The 17,691-nt window shown below is 72.5% G+C and carries 16 protein-coding genes and 1 riboswitch; of the genes, 5 read left to right on the top strand and 11 right to left on the bottom strand.

What is annotated here, in order from left to right:
- Positions 1–42 precede the first annotated feature (42 nt).
- Positions 43–1,557 carry a polyprenol phosphomannose-dependent alpha 1,6 mannosyltransferase MptB gene (gene mptB / locus RWK90_RS15995; RefSeq protein WP_314038611.1) on the top strand — a complete coding sequence of 505 codons (1,515 nt, stop codon included), beginning with the start codon at positions 43–45 and terminating at the stop codon, positions 1,555–1,557.
- Here mptB and RWK90_RS16000 read toward each other — a convergent pair.
- Positions 1,526–1,891 (bottom strand): Rv2175c family DNA-binding protein, encoded by a 366-nt coding sequence (locus RWK90_RS16000; RefSeq protein WP_314038612.1) that lies wholly within the window; start codon positions 1,889–1,891, stop codon positions 1,526–1,528. The two genes, mptB and RWK90_RS16000, sit on opposite strands and share 32 nt — an antisense overlap.
- 71 nt (positions 1,892–1,962) lie before the next feature.
- On the opposite strand from RWK90_RS16000, the gene pknB reads away from it, so the two are divergent.
- The gene (pknB, locus tag RWK90_RS16005) at positions 1,963–4,152 is read left to right on the top strand and encodes a Stk1 family PASTA domain-containing Ser/Thr kinase (protein WP_314038613.1); all 2,190 of its coding nucleotides are present in this window, start codon (positions 1,963–1,965) and stop codon (positions 4,150–4,152) included.
- 91 nt (positions 4,153–4,243) lie between these two features.
- On the opposite strand, the gene RWK90_RS16010 is transcribed toward pknB, so the two are convergent.
- The 5 genes from RWK90_RS16010 to RWK90_RS16030 are packed head-to-tail and all read right to left on the bottom strand — an operon-like array spanning position 4,244 to position 8,320.
- Positions 4,244–5,650, bottom strand: coding sequence for a class II 3-deoxy-7-phosphoheptulonate synthase (locus RWK90_RS16010; RefSeq protein WP_314038614.1), 1,407 nt, complete (start codon positions 5,648–5,650; stop codon positions 4,244–4,246).
- A 36-nt stretch (positions 5,651–5,686) separates the two neighbouring features.
- Entirely contained in the window at positions 5,687–6,184 is a 498-nt protein-coding gene (locus tag RWK90_RS16015) for a polyadenylate-specific 3'-exoribonuclease AS (protein ID WP_314038615.1), read from the bottom strand.
- Between the two features lie 4 nt (positions 6,185–6,188).
- Positions 6,189–6,929 carry a lysophospholipid acyltransferase family protein gene (locus tag RWK90_RS16020; RefSeq protein ID WP_314038616.1) on the bottom strand — a complete coding sequence of 247 codons (741 nt, stop codon included), beginning with the start codon at positions 6,927–6,929 and terminating at the stop codon, positions 6,189–6,191.
- A gap of 45 nt (positions 6,930–6,974) precedes the next feature.
- The gene (locus tag RWK90_RS16025) at positions 6,975–7,862 is read right to left on the bottom strand and encodes a hypothetical protein (RefSeq protein ID WP_314038617.1); all 888 of its coding nucleotides are present in this window, start codon (positions 7,860–7,862) and stop codon (positions 6,975–6,977) included.
- A complete protein-coding gene (locus RWK90_RS16030) occupies positions 7,859–8,320 on the bottom strand; it encodes an SRPBCC family protein (protein WP_314038618.1) in 462 nt (153 codons plus the stop codon). Before RWK90_RS16030 ends, RWK90_RS16025 begins: the two co-directional genes overlap by 4 nt.
- A gap of 138 nt (positions 8,321–8,458) precedes the next feature.
- On the opposite strand from RWK90_RS16030, the gene RWK90_RS16035 reads away from it, so the two are divergent.
- A complete protein-coding gene (locus RWK90_RS16035; protein WP_314038619.1) occupies positions 8,459–10,258 on the top strand; it encodes a long-chain fatty acid--CoA ligase in 1,800 nt (599 codons plus the stop codon).
- Between the two features lie 48 nt (positions 10,259–10,306).
- Here RWK90_RS16035 and RWK90_RS16040 read toward each other — a convergent pair whose 3' ends face one another.
- The 4 genes from RWK90_RS16040 to RWK90_RS16055 form a co-directional block, all read right to left on the bottom strand.
- The gene (locus RWK90_RS16040; RefSeq protein ID WP_314038620.1) at positions 10,307–11,440 is read right to left on the bottom strand and encodes a glycosyltransferase family 4 protein; all 1,134 of its coding nucleotides are present in this window, start codon (positions 11,438–11,440) and stop codon (positions 10,307–10,309) included.
- 99 nt (positions 11,441–11,539) lie between these two features.
- The gene (locus RWK90_RS16045; RefSeq protein ID WP_314038621.1) at positions 11,540–12,679 is read right to left on the bottom strand and encodes an NlpC/P60 family protein; all 1,140 of its coding nucleotides are present in this window, start codon (positions 12,677–12,679) and stop codon (positions 11,540–11,542) included.
- 169 nt (positions 12,680–12,848) lie between these two features.
- A complete protein-coding gene (locus RWK90_RS16050) occupies positions 12,849–13,463 on the bottom strand; it encodes a C40 family peptidase (RefSeq protein WP_314038622.1) in 615 nt (204 codons plus the stop codon).
- A 12-nt stretch (positions 13,464–13,475) separates the two neighbouring features.
- Positions 13,476–13,625, bottom strand: a riboswitch (cyclic di-AMP (ydaO/yuaA leader).
- Positions 13,626–13,704: 79 nt separating this feature from the next.
- Entirely contained in the window at positions 13,705–13,923 is a 219-nt protein-coding gene (locus RWK90_RS16055; RefSeq protein ID WP_314038623.1) for a hypothetical protein, read from the bottom strand.
- Positions 13,924–14,101: 178 nt separating this feature from the next.
- Between RWK90_RS16055 and RWK90_RS16060 the strand changes: the two genes are divergently transcribed.
- Entirely contained in the window at positions 14,102–15,709 is a 1,608-nt protein-coding gene (locus RWK90_RS16060) for a DEDD exonuclease domain-containing protein (RefSeq protein WP_314038624.1), read from the top strand.
- On the opposite strand, the gene trpD is transcribed toward RWK90_RS16060, so the two are convergent.
- Positions 15,710–16,771, bottom strand: a complete 1,062-nt coding sequence (trpD, locus tag RWK90_RS16065; protein ID WP_314038625.1) for an anthranilate phosphoribosyltransferase — start codon at positions 16,769–16,771, stop codon at positions 15,710–15,712. It lies immediately after the preceding gene.
- A gap of 294 nt (positions 16,772–17,065) precedes the next feature.
- Here trpD and RWK90_RS16070 point away from each other — a divergent pair, with 294 nt between their 5' ends.
- Positions 17,066–17,677, top strand: a complete 612-nt coding sequence (locus tag RWK90_RS16070; protein ID WP_314038626.1) for a heme-copper oxidase subunit III — start codon at positions 17,066–17,068, stop codon at positions 17,675–17,677.
- The last annotated feature ends 14 nt before the right edge of the window (positions 17,678–17,691 follow it).

Below are 17,691 nucleotides of genomic sequence, written 5' to 3' on the forward strand. Positions count from 1 at the left end.
CCCTCGTCGTCGTCGCCCCCACCCGCCCGGACCGTCCCCGCGGTGACGGCGTCCGCCCGCGCCGCCCTCACCGGCCCGTCCGGCCCCGCCCTGTGGCGGGGCGTCCTCGGTTCCGTGCTGCTCACCGTCTCCGGCTTCGGCGCCGGGGCGCTACCGGTCGACGGCGGTCCCGCGGTCGCCCTCGGCCTGCCCGGCGCCACCTTCGGCCACGGTGAGCTCCTCGCGCTGGGCCTGTGCTGGATCGGCGTCGCGCTGCTGCTCACCTCGTGGCTCGCGCTCGGCCCCCGCGCCGTCGCCGGCCGGCTCCCCACCCGCGACGCCGCGTGGGCCACGGCCCTGTGGTCCCTGCCGCTGCTGCCCGCGGTCCCGATGTTCAGCCGCGACGCCTGGTCCTACCTGGCCCAGGGCGCCATGACCGCCGCCGGGGTCGATCCCTACCGGTACGGCCCCGAGGCCAACCCCGGTGCCTTCACCGCCGAGGTCAGCGCGGACTGGCAGTCCACCGCGACCCCCTACGGCCCCCTGCACCTGCTGCTCATGCGCGGCCTCGTCGCCCTCTCGGGCGGTAACCCCGACGTGGGCGTGCTCCTCCTGCGCGTGGTCGTGCTGGTGGCGCTGGCCGGGCTCGTCGCGCTCGTCGCGGCGGCCGCCCGCCGTGCCGGGGTCCACCCGGGCGCCGCGGTGTGGATGGCCGGCGCGTCGCCGCTGACGATCATCCACCTGGCCGGCGGCCTGCACAACGAGATCTTCCCCCTCGTGGCCTGCCTGGCGGCGGTCGTGCTGACTCTCGACCGCCGCTACGCGTGGGCGGGCGGGGCGATCGGGCTCGCGGTGGCGTTCAAGGCCACCGCCGTGATCGTCGCCCCGTTCCTGTTGTGGATCGCCCTGGACCGACGCCGTCGGTCGGCCCCCACCGGGCCCCACCCGGGACGCACGCGTCGGCCCCTGGCGGGGGCGGTCCTCGACACGGCGGTCGCCGCCGGCGCGGCGCTCGCCGTGTTCACGCTGGCCACCCTGGCCGCGGGCACGGGCCTCGGGTGGGTCGACGCCATCTCCGTCTCCGACCGGGTGATCAACTACCTCAGCGCGCCGACCGCCGTGGCCCACCTCGTCCACGCCGCGTTCGACACCCCGGGTTTCGAGGACGTTCTCGCCGTCGCGCGGCGCGTGGGGCGCGTCGTCCTGGCGCTGGCCCTCGTGGCGGTGTGGTGGCGCCACCGCCACCACACCGCGTCGGCGCTGCGGGGCGTCATGGTCGCGCTGTTGGTGTTCGTGGTGCTCAACTCACTGTCGTGGCCCTGGTACCACGTGTGGGTGGCGGCGTTCTGGTTCCTCGCCCGCCCCGGCCCGCGCGCCACGACGGCCGCGGTGGGCGTGACCGTCTTCCTCATCATGGGCATCGGCCCCAACGGGTCGACGAGCCTCTACAGCCCCGTCCTCGTCGGCACCGCCGTCGTGGCCTCGGTCGCGGTGGCCTGGTGGTGGTGGCGGTCGACCGCGGCGACTCGCGCCGGCGCGACCGCCGTCAGAACGCCATCGCCTGCGCGCGACGCATGACCTCGCGCGCGCGGTGGCCGTGGAGGGCGTCCGCCGGGCGGCCGGGCAGGGTGTCGTCCTCGGTGAACAGCCACCGCAGGATCTCCTCGTCCGAGTAACCCCCGTCCCGCAGGACCGACACCAGTCCCGGGAGGAAGCGCACCACCTCGTCGTCGTCGAGGAACACGCCCGGCACCACCACGACGCCCGCGCGGCGCACGGCGAGCAGGGCCCCCTCGCGCAGCAGATCGTGCACGCGGGTGACGGGGATGCCGAGACGCTCGGACACCTCGGGCAGATTGATGGTCTCGACCCCGGCGGGCAGGACGTCGTCGCAGTGCGGAACGGTACTCACCCCTGACACGTTAGTCCCCGGGCCGCGTTCGGACGTACCGCGGACGGGGCGGGAGGGGCAGAATGGACGATATGAGCACTTACGACGGGAAGCCCCCCGGACCAGGCACCCTGCTCGACGGGCGTTATCGGCTCGACGCCGTGATCGCCCGCGGCGGCATGTCCACGGTCCACCTGGCCACCGACGAGCGGCTCGACCGTCACGTCGCCGTCAAGCTGCTCGACCCCACGCTCGCGGGGGACCGCGCGTTCGTCGACCGGTTCACCCTCGAGGCCCGGTCCGCGGCACGCCTGTCCGACCCGGGGATCGTCCAGGTCTTCGACCAGGGAGTCGAGTCCGGGACGGCGTTCCTCGTCATGGAGCTGGTGCCCGGCGGCACGCTGCGCGAGCTGCTCGACGAGCGCGGGCCGATGCCGCCGTACGCCGTCGCCGCCGTACTGCGCCCCCTGCTCGGCGCGCTGCGCGAGGCGCACGCCGCCGGGCTCGTCCACCGGGACATCAAGCCGGAGAACGTGCTGATCTCCACGACCGGCGCGGTCAAGCTCGCCGACTTCGGCCTGGTCCGCGCGGTGGCGGAGTCCCGCGCCACGTCCAGCAGCGTGGTGATGGGCACGGCCGCCTACCTGTCCCCCGAGCAGATCTCCGGCGCGGACACCGACGCGCGTTCGGACCTGTACTCGCTGGGCGTGCTGACCTACGAGATGCTCACCGGGGAGCCCCCGTTCAGCGGTGACAACAACATCGCGGTGGCCTACCGTCGCCTCGACACCGACGTCCCCGCGCCCTCCGACCAGTCCGACACCGTCGCCGAGGACCTCGACCACCTCGTGTTGCGCGCGACCCGCCGCAGCCGCGAGGACCGCTACACCGACGCCGACGAGATGCTGCGCGACCTGGACCGGGCCGCCAAGATCGGCCGGTTCCCCGACTACGTCGTCCCCGCTCCGCGTCAGTCCTCGTGGGCGCGCGCCCGGGCCAACGCCGCGCGCGCCACGCCCGGCGGGGAGTCCGAGTTCGACGCCGCGGACCGCGAGAGCGGGGAGGCGCTGCGCCGCGGCGACGGCCCGATGCCCACCCGGGTGCAGACCCGCTCCGACCTCGCCCCGGCGCCCCCTCCCCCCGGCCCGGACGGGCCCGCGCACGCACCGCGCGGTGAGGTGGAGGCCGCCCCGGACCGCGACCTCATCCGTCCTCGCCGTCAGCGCGGCATGTTATGGCTCATCGTGGTGCTCGCCGCCGCGATCGGCCTGGCCGTGGCCGGGTGGTGGCTCGGGTCGGGTCGGTTCGTGGAGGTGCCGTCGGTGCAGGGCATGTCCGTGGGGCAGGCCACCGACGCGGTCAACGCCGTGGGTCTCGCCGCCGCCACGCGCGACGCCTTCAGCGACGACGTCCCCCCGTCCGGGCTGGTGGGGACGGACCCGGGCGCCGGCGAGAAGGTGCCGCGGGGCGACACCGTCGCGGTGTTGGTCTCGGTGGGACGCCCGGTGGTGCCCGAGGTGGGGGCCGACCGGTCGGTCGACGCGGTCTCGGCCGCCCTGCGCGAGCACTCCCTGGAGCCGGTCCGCGGCGGCACCGAGTACTCCGACTCGGTGCCGGTGGGTCAGGTGGTGTCGCTGCAGCCGGGCGCGGGCACGACGGTCGACGTGGGTACGCGGGTGGCCATGGTCACGAGCTCGGGGCCGGCACCGGTGGCCGTGCCCGACGTGGTGGGGCTGGAGGAGGACCAGGCGCGGGCCGCCCTGGAAGGTGCGGGGCTGGCCGTGTCGCAGGTCAGGAGGGTGTACGACGACGAGGTGGACGGCGGTCTGGCCGTGGGCACCGACCCGGCGGGCGGAACGGACGTGTCCCGCGGTGACGGCGTGACCCTGCTCGTCTCCAACGCGCTGACCGTGCCCGACATCCGGGACGTCCCCGTCGACGAGGCGACCGACGTCCTCGAGGAGGCCGGGTTCACGATCGTCCGCGAACCGCCCGTGACCGACCGGCAGATCGCGGACGGTCGGGTCGTCCGCACCGAGCCCCCGGCGGGGACCCGTCTCGACCCGGCGGGCGCCGTGCTGCGGATCGTCCCGTCCGATGCGGTGACCGTCCCCGTGGTGTTGGGGTCGCGGGCGTCGGACGCCCGCCAGCGGCTGCAGGAGGCCGGACTGCGCGCCACGATCGACGCGGGGACGGCGAGCGGCATCGTCTACGGCCAGAACCCGCTGCCCGGCCGGGTGGTGGCGCGGGGCAGCGAGGTCGAGATCGACGCCCTGGGCTGACGTGGGGCCGGCGCGCCGGTGGTGGCGCGCCGGCGCTGTACGTCAGTGGCGCAGCCGGCGCCGTGCGTCAGTGGCGCGCCGGCGCTGTCCGTCAGTGGCGCAGCATCTCCGCGACCAGGTAGGCGAGCTCCAGCGACTGCTGCGTGTTGAGCCGCGGGTCGCACGCCGTCTCGTACCGACCCGCCAGGTCCAGGTCGGAGATGTCCTGCGCGCCCCCGAGACACTCGGTGACGTCCTCGCCGGTCAGCTCGATGTGGATGCCGCCCGGGTGCGAGCCGAGGGCGTGGTGGACCTCGAAGAAGCCCTGGACCTCGTCGATGATCCGGTCGAAGTGGCGGGTCTTGTACCCGTTGGACGTCGAGTGCGTGTTGCCGTGCATCGGATCGCACTGCCAGATGACCTTGTGCCCGGTCTCCTCGACCGCGCGCACGATCGGGGGCAGTGCCTCGCGGACCTTGTCGTTACCCATGCGGGAGACCAGGGTGAGGCGGCCCGGACGGTTGTTCGGGTCCAGCTTCTTCACGTACTCGACCGCCAGCTCGGGCGTCGTGGTGGGGCCGATCTTCAGCCCGATCGGGTTCTGGATGAGCGAGGCGAACGCCACGTGGGCGTCGTCGATCCCCCGCGTGCGCTCCCCGATCCACAGGAAGTGCGCGGACAGGTCGTACAGCCCCGGCTCGGCGTCGCCGGTGAGCCCGGTGCCGTCGTCGGCGAGCCGCAGCATCGCTCGTTCGTAGTCCAGCACGAGCGCCTCGTGCGAGGAGAAGATGTCGGCGGAGCGCAGGTTGGCGTCGGAGACACCACAGGCGTCCATGAAGCGCAGGCCGCGGTCGACCTCCGCGGCCAGCGCCTCGTAGCGGGCCCCGGCCGGGGACCCGGCGACGAACTCCATGTTCCACTCGTGGACCCGGTGCAGGTCCGCGGTTCCCGACGCGGTCAGGGAGCGGACCAGGTTCATCGCCGCGGCGGCGTTGGCGTAGGCGCGCACCAGACGCGAGGGGTCGTGCTCGCGGGCGGACTCGTCCGCCTCGAGGCTGTTGACCATGTCACCGCGGTAGGACAGCAGGCCGGTGCCGTCGCGGTCGGCCGAGCGGGGCTTGGCGTACTGGCCGGCGATGCGACCGACCTTGACCACGGGCATCGACGCGCCGTAGGTCAGCACGACCGACATCTGCAGCAGGGTGCGGATGACGCCCTTGATGTGGGGCTCGGTGTTGGCCTCGAAGGTCTCGGCGCAGTCACCGCCCTGCAGGAGGAACGCCCGACCGTGCGCCACGTCGGCGAGACGGTCCGAAAGGTGCTCGACCTCGGAGGCCACGCAGATGGGCGGGACGCTCTCGAGGACCTTGCGCATCGCGGCGGCGTGCTGCGGGTCCCACGACGGCTGCTGCAGCGCCGGCCGGGAGAGGGCATCGGTCAGCTGCCGGTCGAGATCCGCGGAGAGCGGCGGCAGGTCGGGGAGATGCGCGATGTCGACGTCGACTGTCCAGTTGCTCACCCCGGCGACGATACGCCACCGTGGGCGGGCGGGCCGTCAGAGACCCAGGTGGGGCGCCTGCGCGGCGATGGCACGGAACCGCATCAGGGCGTGCCGGGCGTCACCGAGCGCATCGTGCGCTCCCCCGGGATGTGTCGGGAGCTCCGGACGGCCGGCGAGCTCCCAGAGCTGACGGACGTCCCGGGTGAACTTGGGCATCGCCGCCGGCAGCTTGGTCATGTCGCCCCACAGCTGGCACACGGCGACGTGGTCGTAGGCGCCGATCCAGGCCCACATCTCCACCGGGCCGGTGGGCGGGGCGGTGACGAAGTCGTAGAGCTCGTCGCGGATCCGGGCCCTCGACATCCACGCACTCGAGGACGGGTTGGGCAGTTTCGGCAGGACGTTGCGCCGCACCCACGGTCCGGCGGTCGACGAGTCGAACTCCGTGGAGACCGCGTAGAACTCGCGACCGTCCTCGGCGACGACCCCCACCGACACCAGGTCGATGGTCGTGCCGTCCTCGATGAACTCGCAGTCGTAGAAGTACCGCACCTGGTCAGCGCTGCCCGTCGACGGGCTGGTCGAGCAGGTTGTGCCCGGACTCCCTCACCGCCTGGTAGCGCTTCTTCATGTCCGCCCCGTAGATGTCGTGGACGTACTCCTGCCCGGTGAGGGCCTGGATACGCCGCATCAGCTCGTCGGTGATCTCCCGCTCGGCCGCACGGTCGTTCTCCCGCCCGGCCCAGGGGGTCAGGTCGAGCGGCTCGCCGAGCATGACCCTGATCCGGGTCCGCGGGAAGGGCCGGAACCGGGCGAGTCTGCGGACGTACTCGGCGGTACCCGTCACCCCCACCGGGATGATCGGCACGCCGGCGCGAAGCGCCAGCCGGGCGGGACCGGTCTTGCCCCGGTAGAGCCGCCCGTCCGGGGAGCGGGTGCCCTCCGGGTAGATGCACAGGATCTGCCCGGACGACAGGACCTCCAGACCGGCGTCGAGGGCCGCCTGGGCGGTGTCGGCGTTGGTGCGGTCGATGGGGTACTGCCCGGAGCCGGCGAAGAACCACCGGCTGAGCATCCCGCGGATGCCGGTGCCGGTGAAGTAGTCGCTCTTGGCCAGGAACGTCACCCGCCGGGGCAGGAGCAGCGGGGTGAACAGCCAGTCCGCGACGGACTGGTGGTTGCCGACGAGCAGCGCGGCACCCCGGTCCGGGAAATGCTCACGCCCCGTCACGACGTGCCGACTCGTGGCCCGGAGGAACGGGCCGATCAGCACGTATTTGAACAGGTAGTACAGCAACGCGGTCCCCGGTCCTCTCGTGGTGGCACTCGACGAATGCGGATACTACCCGGCGCCGCCCGCGGAGCCGGTCGGCACGAGGTTCTCCGGCCACAGATCGGGGTCCGGGAGGAAACGCAGCCGGACGAGGCCCGCACCCGCGTCGAAAGCCGAGTCCACGAGAACGCACCGCGTCAGCAGCGACGGCAGGCCCAGGACGGCACGGAACCCGTCGTGCTCGAGGCGGAGCCGGTCCCCCTCCACCGAGGGCGGGGCGGACGGCGCGGTCGGGACCGGGTACTCGACGCGGTAACCGCCGTGTCCGTCGGCCACCACCTCGGGACGGACCGCGCCGCGCGCCAGCGCCGCCATCGCGGCCGTCCGCTCCGACGAGCGACCCGCCACGATCACCTCGAGCGGCCCCGCGAGGAAGTCGGCCACGTCGCCGGCGAGCAGGGCCAGCCGGTGCGCCTCACGGACCCGGGAATCCGCCCGGGTCCCGGCGGCCATGGACGCGAAGCGCACGTTGGCCGGCCACCGCGTCTCGACGAAGGCGGCGAGCTCCCCCGCCGCCGCGATCCGGCGCACCGCGGCCAGGTCGCCGTCCACCTCCACCACCACGAGGTCCCAGTAACCGGACGCCGCGGCGCGCCGGGCGTACTCCCAGCCCAGTACGGCCGCCAGGGGCGAGTCTCCCCCGGCGGAGAGGGCGGCCAGGACGTCGTCGTCCGGATCGGCGGCCCCGGACCGGTAGGCCTCCACCCGGGCCGCCGGGTCGTCGGGGCGGACCTCGACCGGGCCCGCGTCCGAGGTGTCGAGGCGCGGATCGACGGCCTCGGGGTGGCCGGTGAGCACGAGAGCGGTGAGCCCGGCGTCGGCGAGCAGGCCGGACGTGATCGCCGCGCGGTCGGCCGGGTCGCCACCGAGGACGACGGCCACTCGGGTCCGGGTCACCGGGACTCGGCCCGTCGCTTCAGTTCACTGAGTGCGTCTCCGAGGATCCGCCGCTGGGCGCGACTGCGCAGGCTGCCGATCACCGGCACCGTCAACTCGATCTCGAGTTCGTAGTCCACCCGGGTCCCGTCCTCCACGGGTTCCAGACGGTAGGACCCCCGCTGGTCGCGCTGGAGGTTCGAGCTCTCGAGCCGCCACTCCACCGCGCGGTGGTCGGCCGACCAGGAGTAGGCGAGGACGTACTCGTCCGCGATCGCGCCCGCCCGGAGCTCGAACCGCACCCTGTCCGGGCGTCCGTCCGCACCCGTCGACAGGACCTCGGCGGCGTGGATCGACGCCGACCACCGCGGGTAGGCGGCGAAATCCGCGATGACCGCCATGACGTCGTCCACCGGCGCGTCGACAACCGTGGAGTCTCTGGTCGGCCACACCTCGGGGGCACCGTCGTGCTCGCTCATACCCTCAAGCTTCACACATCCCGACCGGCGATGCGCCCGGGCCGAGTCCCGTCGGTGCCGGTCGCCGTGGCCGCGGCCGGGGCCCGGCGATAGTGTGTGGTCGACGACATACGACGACAGTCACACCGGGAGGACCCTTTGCGCGAATACGTCGCGGCACCCGCCACCTTCACCGTTCCGGACGACTGGTCCTGCGTACAGTCGGCCTATGACCGGGCGGATCAGACCCCGGACAACGTGGCGTTCCTCCGGCCCGTCGACGGTCGGTGGACGGATGTCACCAATAGTGAGTTCGCCGAGGAGGTCCGCACGGCCGCCCGTGGCCTCGTCGCCCTGGGGGTCGAGGCCGGTGACAGGGTCGCCCTGCTCAGCGCCACCCGGTACGAGTGGAACCTGATCGACTTCGCCATCTGGGCGGTCGGCGCCGTCACGGTCCCGGTCTACGACAGCTCCAGCGCCGACCAGATCCGGTGGATCATGGAGGACTCCGGCGCCACGCTGATCATCGTCGAGAACGACACCCACGCGGCCACCGCGCGGGAGGGCATCGAGGGGCTCGGCGTCTCCGACGTCATGGTGATCGACGGCGCGGAGCCGGTCCTGGAGACCCTGGCGGCGAAGGCCGGACCCGTCGACGTCTCGGTCCTGGACGAGCGACGCGCGTCGGTGCGAGCGGACTCCCCCGCCACCCTCATCTACACGTCCGGCACGACGGGTCGCCCCAAGGGCGTCATGCTCAGCCACCACAACTTCATGTCCGAGACGCTCGCCGTGCTCGAGACCCCGTTCAGCCGGATCCTGCGCGACGACGCCACCTCCGTGATGTTCCTGCCGCTGGCGCATGTGCTGGCCCGCGCGATCACCTACGCCGGTTTCCACGCCGGGGTGACGATCGCGCACTCCGCCGACCTGACCAACCTGGTCGACACCTTCGGGGAGATGAAGCCGCACTACATCCTCGCGGTGCCGCGGGTCTTCCAGAAGGTGTTCAACAAGGCCCAGGCGACCGCTCAGGACGGCGGCGCGGTCAAGGCCTGGATGTTCGACAAGGCCGCGGACACCGCTGTGGCGTACTCCAAGGCCAACCGGGGCGACGGGCGGGTCGGGCCGCTCCTGAAGCTGCGCCACGCCCTGTTCTCCAAGCTCGTCTACGCCAAACTCGTCAACGCCCTCGGTGGTCGTTGCGAGGTCGCCATCTCCGGCGGCGCGGCCCTCGGCGATCGGCTCACCCACTTCTTCGACGGCATCGGGGTCAACATCTTCGAGGGCTACGGCCTCACCGAGACCTGCGCCGCGATCACGGTCAACACCCCCGGCCACATGCGGATCGGCAGCGTCGGTCAGCCGCTGCCCGGGTGTGCCGTCCGGATCGCCAAGGACGGCGAGGTCGAGGTGAGCGGCCCCGTCGTGGCCACCGGCTACTGGCAGAACGAGGAGGCGACCGCCGAGTCCTTCGTGGACGGGTGGTTCCGCACGGGTGACCTCGGTTCACTGGACGAGGACGGCTACCTGTCGATCACCGGGCGCAAGAAGGAGATCATCGTCACGGCGGGCGGCAAGAACGTGGCGCCCAACCAGCTCGAGGACGCACTGCGCGCCGATCCGCTGGTCGCGGAGGCGGTCTGCGTGGGCGACGGCAAGCCGTTCGTCTCCGTCCTGCTCACCCTGGACCCGGAGGCGCTGGAGCGGTGGAAGACCAACCACGGTAAGTCCGGCTCGCTGTACGAGCTCCTCAAGGACGCCGACATGATCCAGCACCTGGACCAGGCTCTGGCCCGGGCCAACCGCAGCGTCTCGCACTCGGAGTCCATCAAGAAGTACCACGTCCTGCCGGACCAGTTCACCGAGGAGACCGGTGAGCTCACCGCGTCGCTCAAGGTCAAGCGCAACGTGGTGCACGAGAAGTACGCCGATCAGATCGAGGCGCTCTACGCCTGACGGCGCGGAGGGGCGGGTGACGCCCACCTGAACGCGTGCTCTCGCGGGTCACTCCCCCGAGAGCACGCGTTCCATGTCTCGCGCGAGGTCCTCCCAGCGCCAGTTCTCCAGGACCCAGCGCCGACCCCGGTGCCCCATCGCCGACGCACGCGGCCGGTCCTCGAGCAGGCCGGCGACCGCGTCGACGATCTCGCCCCGCGATGTCCCGTCCACGACGAGGCCGGTCCGTCCGTCGCGCACCGTCTCCGGGGCTCCCCCGCTGCGCCCGGCCACGACCGGCACCCCGCATGCCGACGCCTCGAGATAGACGATCCCCAGGCCCTCGACGTCCAGCCCGCCGCCGCGCGTACGGCACGGCATCGCGAACACGTCGGCCATGCGGTGGTGGTCGACGATCTCGTCCGCCGGGATCCGGCCGGTGAAGATGACCCTGTCCGCCACTGCGTGCCGACGGGCCAGCCCCTCCAGCGTCTTCCTGTAGGGACCCCCGCCGACGACGACGAGGACCGCCCCCGGCACGCGTCGTGCGATCTCCGGCATCGCACGGATGAGCGCATCCTGGCCCTTCCTGGGCACGAGCCGGGACAGACACACGATCACCGCGCGGTCCGCCACCCCGTAGCGGTCACGGATGGCCCGTCGCCTGACGGGGTCGGGGCGGAACCTCTCCGTGTCGACCCCGCCGGGTTGGTGGACCAGGCGGGCGCGGGGGCCGAAGGCCGCGGCCACGCGCCTGCGCGTGTAGTCGCTGACGTAGGTGATCGCGTCCGTGGACTCCCCGATCACCCGGAGGACCTGCCGGGAGCCGGGGAGCATCGACCATCCCACCTCGTGCCCGTGGGTGCTGGCGACGATCCGCTCGACGGGGCCGTCACGCAGGACCGGCGCCATGGCCGCGAGCGGCGCCGCGGCGCCGAACCAGATCGTCGTCGCCCCGAAGTCGGAGGCGAGGCGTCGCGCGCGGGCGGCGACGTCCGGCGTCGGCAGCAGCATCTCGGTGGGCACCCGCTCGACCAGGTAGGGCTTCGACGCGTCGTACTCGGCGGACTCGGCGCCACGGAACGTCGACGCGAGCACCGCGACATCGGACGGGTCGAGGTGGCTCAGGTACGTCTCGAGGTAGGACTGGATACCGCCGGGGCGGGGCGGGTAGTCGTTGGTGATCAGCAGGGTCTTGGTCATCGGCTCCGAGCCTGCCACAGCGACCGGCGCGGGCCCCCGCCACCCGGCGCGACAGCCCGGGTGGCGGTGCGGAGTGGCGGTGCGGGTGGCGGTGCGGAGTCAGTACCGACGGATCGAGTGCACCGGCATCGCGTCGACCCGCTCGAGACGCACCGGGATGCCGTACGTGGGCGCGTGGAGAACCAGTCCGTCGCCGGCGTACATCCCCACGTGGGTCGCCTCCGGGTAGTAGATGACGAGATCACCGGGCCTGACGTCCCGCATCGCCACCGGCGACCCCGAGGTGGCCTGGGCCTGGCTGGACCGGGGCAGGGTCTTGCCCTCGCGGGCGTACGCCCACACCATGAGCCCTGAGCAGTCGAACTCCTCCGGGCCCGTGGCGCCCCACGAGTACGGTGCCCCGAGCCGGGTCAGCGCCACCCGTAGCGCGGCCGCGTTCGTGTCGTCCCCGGGGGGCGCGACGTACCCGGCGGGCACGAGCGGCCCGCCGACCCACCGGGCACGCTGCTCGGCCGAGAGTGCGTCGACGCGGCGGCTGACCTCGGCCATCCGTTCCCGCATCTCGGCGGTGCGCCGGTCGAGGGAATCGGCGCGCTCCTGCGCCTCACGCGCCGAGTCGCGGGCCTGCGCCGCAGCCCGGTCGGCGTCATCGCGTAGACGTCTCGCCGTCTCGGAGGCCTCACGGGAGGCGTCCAGCGCGTTCGTGGTGGCGCCGGACAGGCGCCTCAGTGCGTCGAGTCTGCGGAGGAGGTCGTCGGGGCTCTCGGCGAGCACCGCGGCTCGTGTGGCCCCCGGATCCCCACCCCGGTACCGCATGGCCGCGAGGCGGTCGACGAGGGACTGATCCCGCACCGCGACCCCGTCGGCCACCGCGGCGCGGCCGGCGGCCACGCCGGCGTCGCGCTCGAGGCGGTCCCGCTCGCGGACCGCCGTTGCGAGTTCCTCCCGCGCCAGGTGGAGCTCCTCGCCGAGAGCCCCCGCCTCCTCGGCCAACCGCGCGAGCTCCGCCAGATCCTCCCGTGCCGCGGCCACCTCGGCGTCCGCAGGCACCTCGGCGTCCGCGGGCACCGCGGTGTCCGCGGCGGAAGGAGTGACGGCGGGCGGCGCGGTCGTGGCGGGTGGCGTCGCGGTCACCGCCGCGGGCTCGTCGCCGTGCGGCTGGGCGACCGCCGGGAGGCACAGCAGCACGGACGCGGCCGCGACGGCGGCGATCGTGGTCGCGCGGGTACAGGGCCTCATCTGCTGTCGTCGGTCTCTCGATTCCGGGGTGCACCTGGATCGGCGTCGAGCCCGACGCCTCTCAACGGAATCGGGCACCCGAGACGGGATGTTACAGACGACACACCCCGCCGGTGACCGGTTCGTGACCGGTCAGCGACGGGGTGGGTGGGAGGGGGTGCGACCCGGCTCAGTAGTAGCGGGTGGCTCCGTAGAACGGCATGGAGTCCAGCGGCGCGTAGCTCACGGTGGTGCCGGAGTACGGGGCGTGGACGACCTGGCCGTTACCGGCGTAGATGCCGACGTGGCTCGCGCCGCTGTAGAAGGCGACGATGTCACCGGGCTGCAGGTCCGACTTGGCGACCTGGGTGCCGCCGCCGATCTGGGCCTGGCTGGTGCGCGGGATCGAGATGCCCGCCTCCTTGTAGGCCCACGAGGTCAGGCCGGAGCAGTCGAACGAGCTGGGCCCGGTGGCGCCCCAGGCGTAGGGCGAGCCCACACGGGTGGTGGCGGCGTCGAGGATCCGCTGTCCGGTGGAGATCTGCGGTGCCGGGGCGGCGAACTCGACCGGGGCCGCCTGGGCCTCGACCTGGGCCTGGAGACCCGCCGGCAGCGCGATGCCCTCCGGGACGTCGATGGTGACCTGGGCCGGCACACCAGGCAGACGCAGCTCGACGGGGACGTCGACGGTCACGGGCGCGGCGGACGCGGTTCCGGAGCCGGCGACAGCGGCTCCGGCGGCGAGCAGTCCGGCGGCGGCCACGCGGCGGCCGGTCGAGCTGGTCTTGATGCTGTGGGCTCCCACGAGAGACTTTCCTCTTTCTTCCTGCGTCACCGACCGGGTTAGCTGACGGGTTCGGACACGGAAGTCTGTCCTACGCTCCCCGACCTCCGAGTCGGCGAGCGATTCACCCCAGTGGAACGTGGTTCCCCGGCGCGCCTCAGGGCGCTTAGGCGTGACCCCGGCTCCCCACCGGCGGGCGGGGAATGACTTCCGAGGTCTCGAAAAGGTTACGAAACCGTCTCGTCGAAGTCCAGTTCCGTGCTCACGCGGCGGTGTCCGCGGCCAGAATCTCGATCGAGGACACCATCCCGGCGGCCCTCAGGACATCGATCGCCGACCGGACCTCCGGGTCCAGAACATAGCCGCACGACTCTGGAGACAGGTCATCTACCAGCGGGTTTTCTCCCCAGAGCACGGAGACGATGCAGCCCTCGCAGGTCGCCGGGCTCGCCGGGCACCAGGCGCAGTCCATCGAGACCATGATCTACCTCACATTTCGTCCTGGGCGTGTTGCCCGTTCGTTATCGACCTGCGATCCGCTCCCCTCGGCGGCCCGCCTGGCCGGCACTGTAGGAGCCGGGTACGACACACATCGACGTCCACCCTCCGGCCATCGCCCCCGCGCCGCGGTGTCGGACCCCGGGGCTACCGTCTGCGCCATGCCCCGTCCCACCTCGCTCGCGCCCGGCGTGCAGGCCGCGTTCGACGAACTCGAACCGCTGCTCTCCGAGTTGACGTTCGTCGTGGTCGATCTCGAGACCACGGGCACCAGGCCCGGCGGCGACGAGATCACCGAGATCGGGGCCGTCCGGGTGCGCGGCGGCGAGGTCCAGTCCGAACTGTCCACCTTCGTCGCCATCACGGGGTCGCTTCCCGGCCACATCAGCCGGCTGACGGGCATCGCACCCGAGGATCTCGTCGGTGCCCCGTCCCTCGGCGAGGTGATGGCGACCTTCCTCGAGTTCTCCCGGGGAGCCGTCCTCGTGGCGCACAACGCGCGCTTCGACCTCGGCTTCCTCCGCGCGGCCGCCGCAGCGACGGGCCACCGGTGGCCGGACCCACCGTCGGTCTGCACCCTCGCGCTCGCCCGGCGAGTGCTCCACCGCGGCGAGACCCGGGGACACCGGCTCGGGGTGCTCGCGGCCCATCTGGGCGCCACGGTCGAGCCCAACCACCGGGCGTTGCAGGACGCGCGCGCCACGGTCGACGTGTTGCACGCCCTCATCTCCCGGGTGGGCGACTGCGGGGTCTCCACCCTCTCCGAACTGTTGTCGTACGACGGGCGCCTCGCCCCGGAGGTCCGGCGGCGCGCCCGCCTCACCGAGTCGCTCACCGACGGGCCCGGGGTCTACGTGTTCCGGGACGAGGCCGGCGGTCCGCTGTATGTCGGTTCGTCGGGCTCGGTGCGGCGTCGGGCGCGCTCCTATTACTCCGGAGGGGATTCGCGCGGACGGATGCGCACCATGGTCGGGCTGGCGGCCTCGGTGGACTCGGTACCGTGCTCCCACCTCCTCGAGGCGTGGACGGTCGAGGAACAGCTCATCGACTCCCTGCAGCCCCCGTTCAACAGGCGCTCCCGGAACCCCCGGCGCGGGTGGTGGCTCTCCCCGCCCGTCGGCCGCGCGCGTCGACCCCGGATCGTCAGGGTCGCGGACGACCACGCGGCGATCGGGCCCTTCCGGAGGTCCGAGGACGCCCGCGTCGCGTGGGAGGACCTCGTCGGCGCGTTCGACGGCGGGCTCACGCCCGACCGTTGGGAGGCACTGGCGGACGGGCGCGACTCGGCACCTCTGCACACCCTGGTGGCGCAGATCGACCGGCTCGCCGCGGACGGCGCCTTCGAGCGCGCCGCCAGGCTGCGCGACCGGACCGCTGCGCTCGTCCGGGTCCTGGCCGACCGTCAGGAGCTGGCCTCGACGGCCGCGCTCGCCGAGCTCGTCCTGGTCCAGCCGGCTCCCCGGCGGGCGTGGACGGTCGCCGTGATCCGCCACGGACGGCTCGCGGGATCCGGCACGGTTCCGCCGGGGGCCGCTCCGATACCGGTCATCGACGGGCTGCGGGCCGCCGCGTCGACCGTGCGACCCGAGCCGGGCCCGTTCGCCGGCGCGACCCGGGCTCAGATCCGCAACGTCCACCGGTGGATCGACTCCACCCCCACCCGCATCGTCTCGATCGAGGGCTGTTGGACCTTGCCCGTGAAGGGCGCGCACACCCTGACCGACTGGGCGGACCGGGCTGAACGCGCTGCCGCCGACCGCGGCCCCTGATCACCTGTTCGCGCTGAAACCGACCCACCGCTCGAGGAGGCGCGCCGCCCCGCCGTCATCGATCACCGCGGCAGCCCGGTCCACCGCAGCCCGCATCGCCGTCACGAGGTCCGCGCCCCGCTCCAGTCCCTCGAACGCCACCAGCGCCGCCGCGGAGTTCAACAGCACCGCGTCACGCACCGGCCCGGTCGCTCCCGCCAGGAGGTCCCGTGCGACGCCGGCGTTGTGCTCTCCGTCCCCCCCACGCAGCTCCTCGATCGAACAGGTGCTCATCCCGAAGTCCGCCGGTTCGATCCGGTCCTCGTCGACGTGACCGTCCGCCACCCGCAGGACCCGCGTGGGACCGGTCATCGTGATCTCGTCCAGACCGTCCGAGCCACGGACGACCAGAGCGGACCGGCCCCGCAACGCGAACACCTCGGCCATCACCGTGATGAGGTGTTCGAAGGCGCACCCGATGAGGTTCGCGGTGGGTGCCGCGGGGTTCGTCAGGGGCCCCAGGATGTTGAACACGGTCGGGATGCCGATCTCCCGCCGCGGCGTCGCGGCGAACCGCAGGGCGGGATGGAAGACCGGCGCGAAGCAGAACGCCACCCCCACCTCGTCGAGACACCGTCCCACGTCCTCGGGACCGAGGTCGATGGCCACACCGAGCGCCTCGAGCACGTCGGCCCCACCGCTCTTCGAGGACGCCGCGCGGTTGCCGTGCTTGACCACCGGCACCCCGCACGCGCTCACGACCAACGACGACATCGTGGAGATGTTCACCGTGCCCTGCCGGTCACCCCCGGTGCCGACGATGTCCACGCACGCCCGGTCGGTGGGCACCCGACGCGAGTAGTCGAGCATCGTCGAGGCGAGCGCCTCGAGCTCGTGTCCGGTGACGCCTTTCATCTTCAACGCCACCCCGAACGCGGCGATCTGCGCGTCGGTGGCGACACCCTCCATGATCCGGGACATCGCCCACCGGGCGTCCGCCGGATCGAGGTCCTCCCCCGCCGTCAGGGTGCCGAGTACCCCGGGCCAGGACCGGCCCCCGTCGATCACCGCCGAACTGCCCACGTGTCCCGACCTCCTCTGGTGTCATAGAACGGAGCCGGCACCCCACGGGGACCGGCCGCACGGGTCAATCGTGCCACCCCTGGGGCCCCGCCGCCCGAACCCCTCCCCTGTCCCGGCGGGAGTGACCGCCCGCGGCGAGTCAGCCTGAGAGCGTGCTGATAGCCCCTGCAAGGGGGGCGATTTTCGACCCTGGAACGTGGCGTTTCTGAGTCGACCTGCGGAAACGCTGAGCAGACACGCCGATTTCGGGGGTCCATGCGAACTCGACCCACCTCAGGGGTCATACTTGGCCACGTGACGAGCGCAGTAGATAACTCAGGATCGGCCATGGCCCAGCGCGTTCATTCGCTGAACCGGCCGAACATGGTCAGTGTGGGCACCATCATCTGGCTGTCCCAGGAGCTGATGTTCTTCGCGGGTCTGTTCGCGATGTACTTCGTCTCCAAGGCGAACTCGGGAGGTGACTGGCCCTCTTACCCGGTGCACCTGAACGTGCCGTTCGCCCTGACGATCACCGTCATCCTCGTGGCGTCGTCGTTCACCTGTCAGATGGGCGTCTTCGCCGCCGAGCAGGGCGACGTCTTCGGTCTGCGGCGGTGGTACGTCATCTCCGCGGTCATGGGCACGGTATTCCTCATCGGCCAGGTGTACGAGTACGTGCTCCTGTACCTGGAGGGGACCACCATCTCCTCCAGCGTGTACGGGTCCGTCTTCTTCATCACCACCGGCTTCCACGGCCTCCACGTCGCGGCGGGTGTCATCGCCTTCGTCATCCTCGTGATGCGCACGACGATGTCGCGCTTCACCCCGGCGCAGGCGACCGCCGCCATCGTGGTGTCCTACTACTGGCACTTCGTCGACGTGGTCTGGATCGGCCTCTTCGTCACCATCTACTTCATTCAGTAGTCAGCTGGCCGCAG

The sequence above is a fragment of the Dietzia sp. CH92 genome, assembly GCF_032248695.1.
Lineage (GTDB): Bacteria > Actinomycetota > Actinomycetes > Mycobacteriales > Mycobacteriaceae > Dietzia.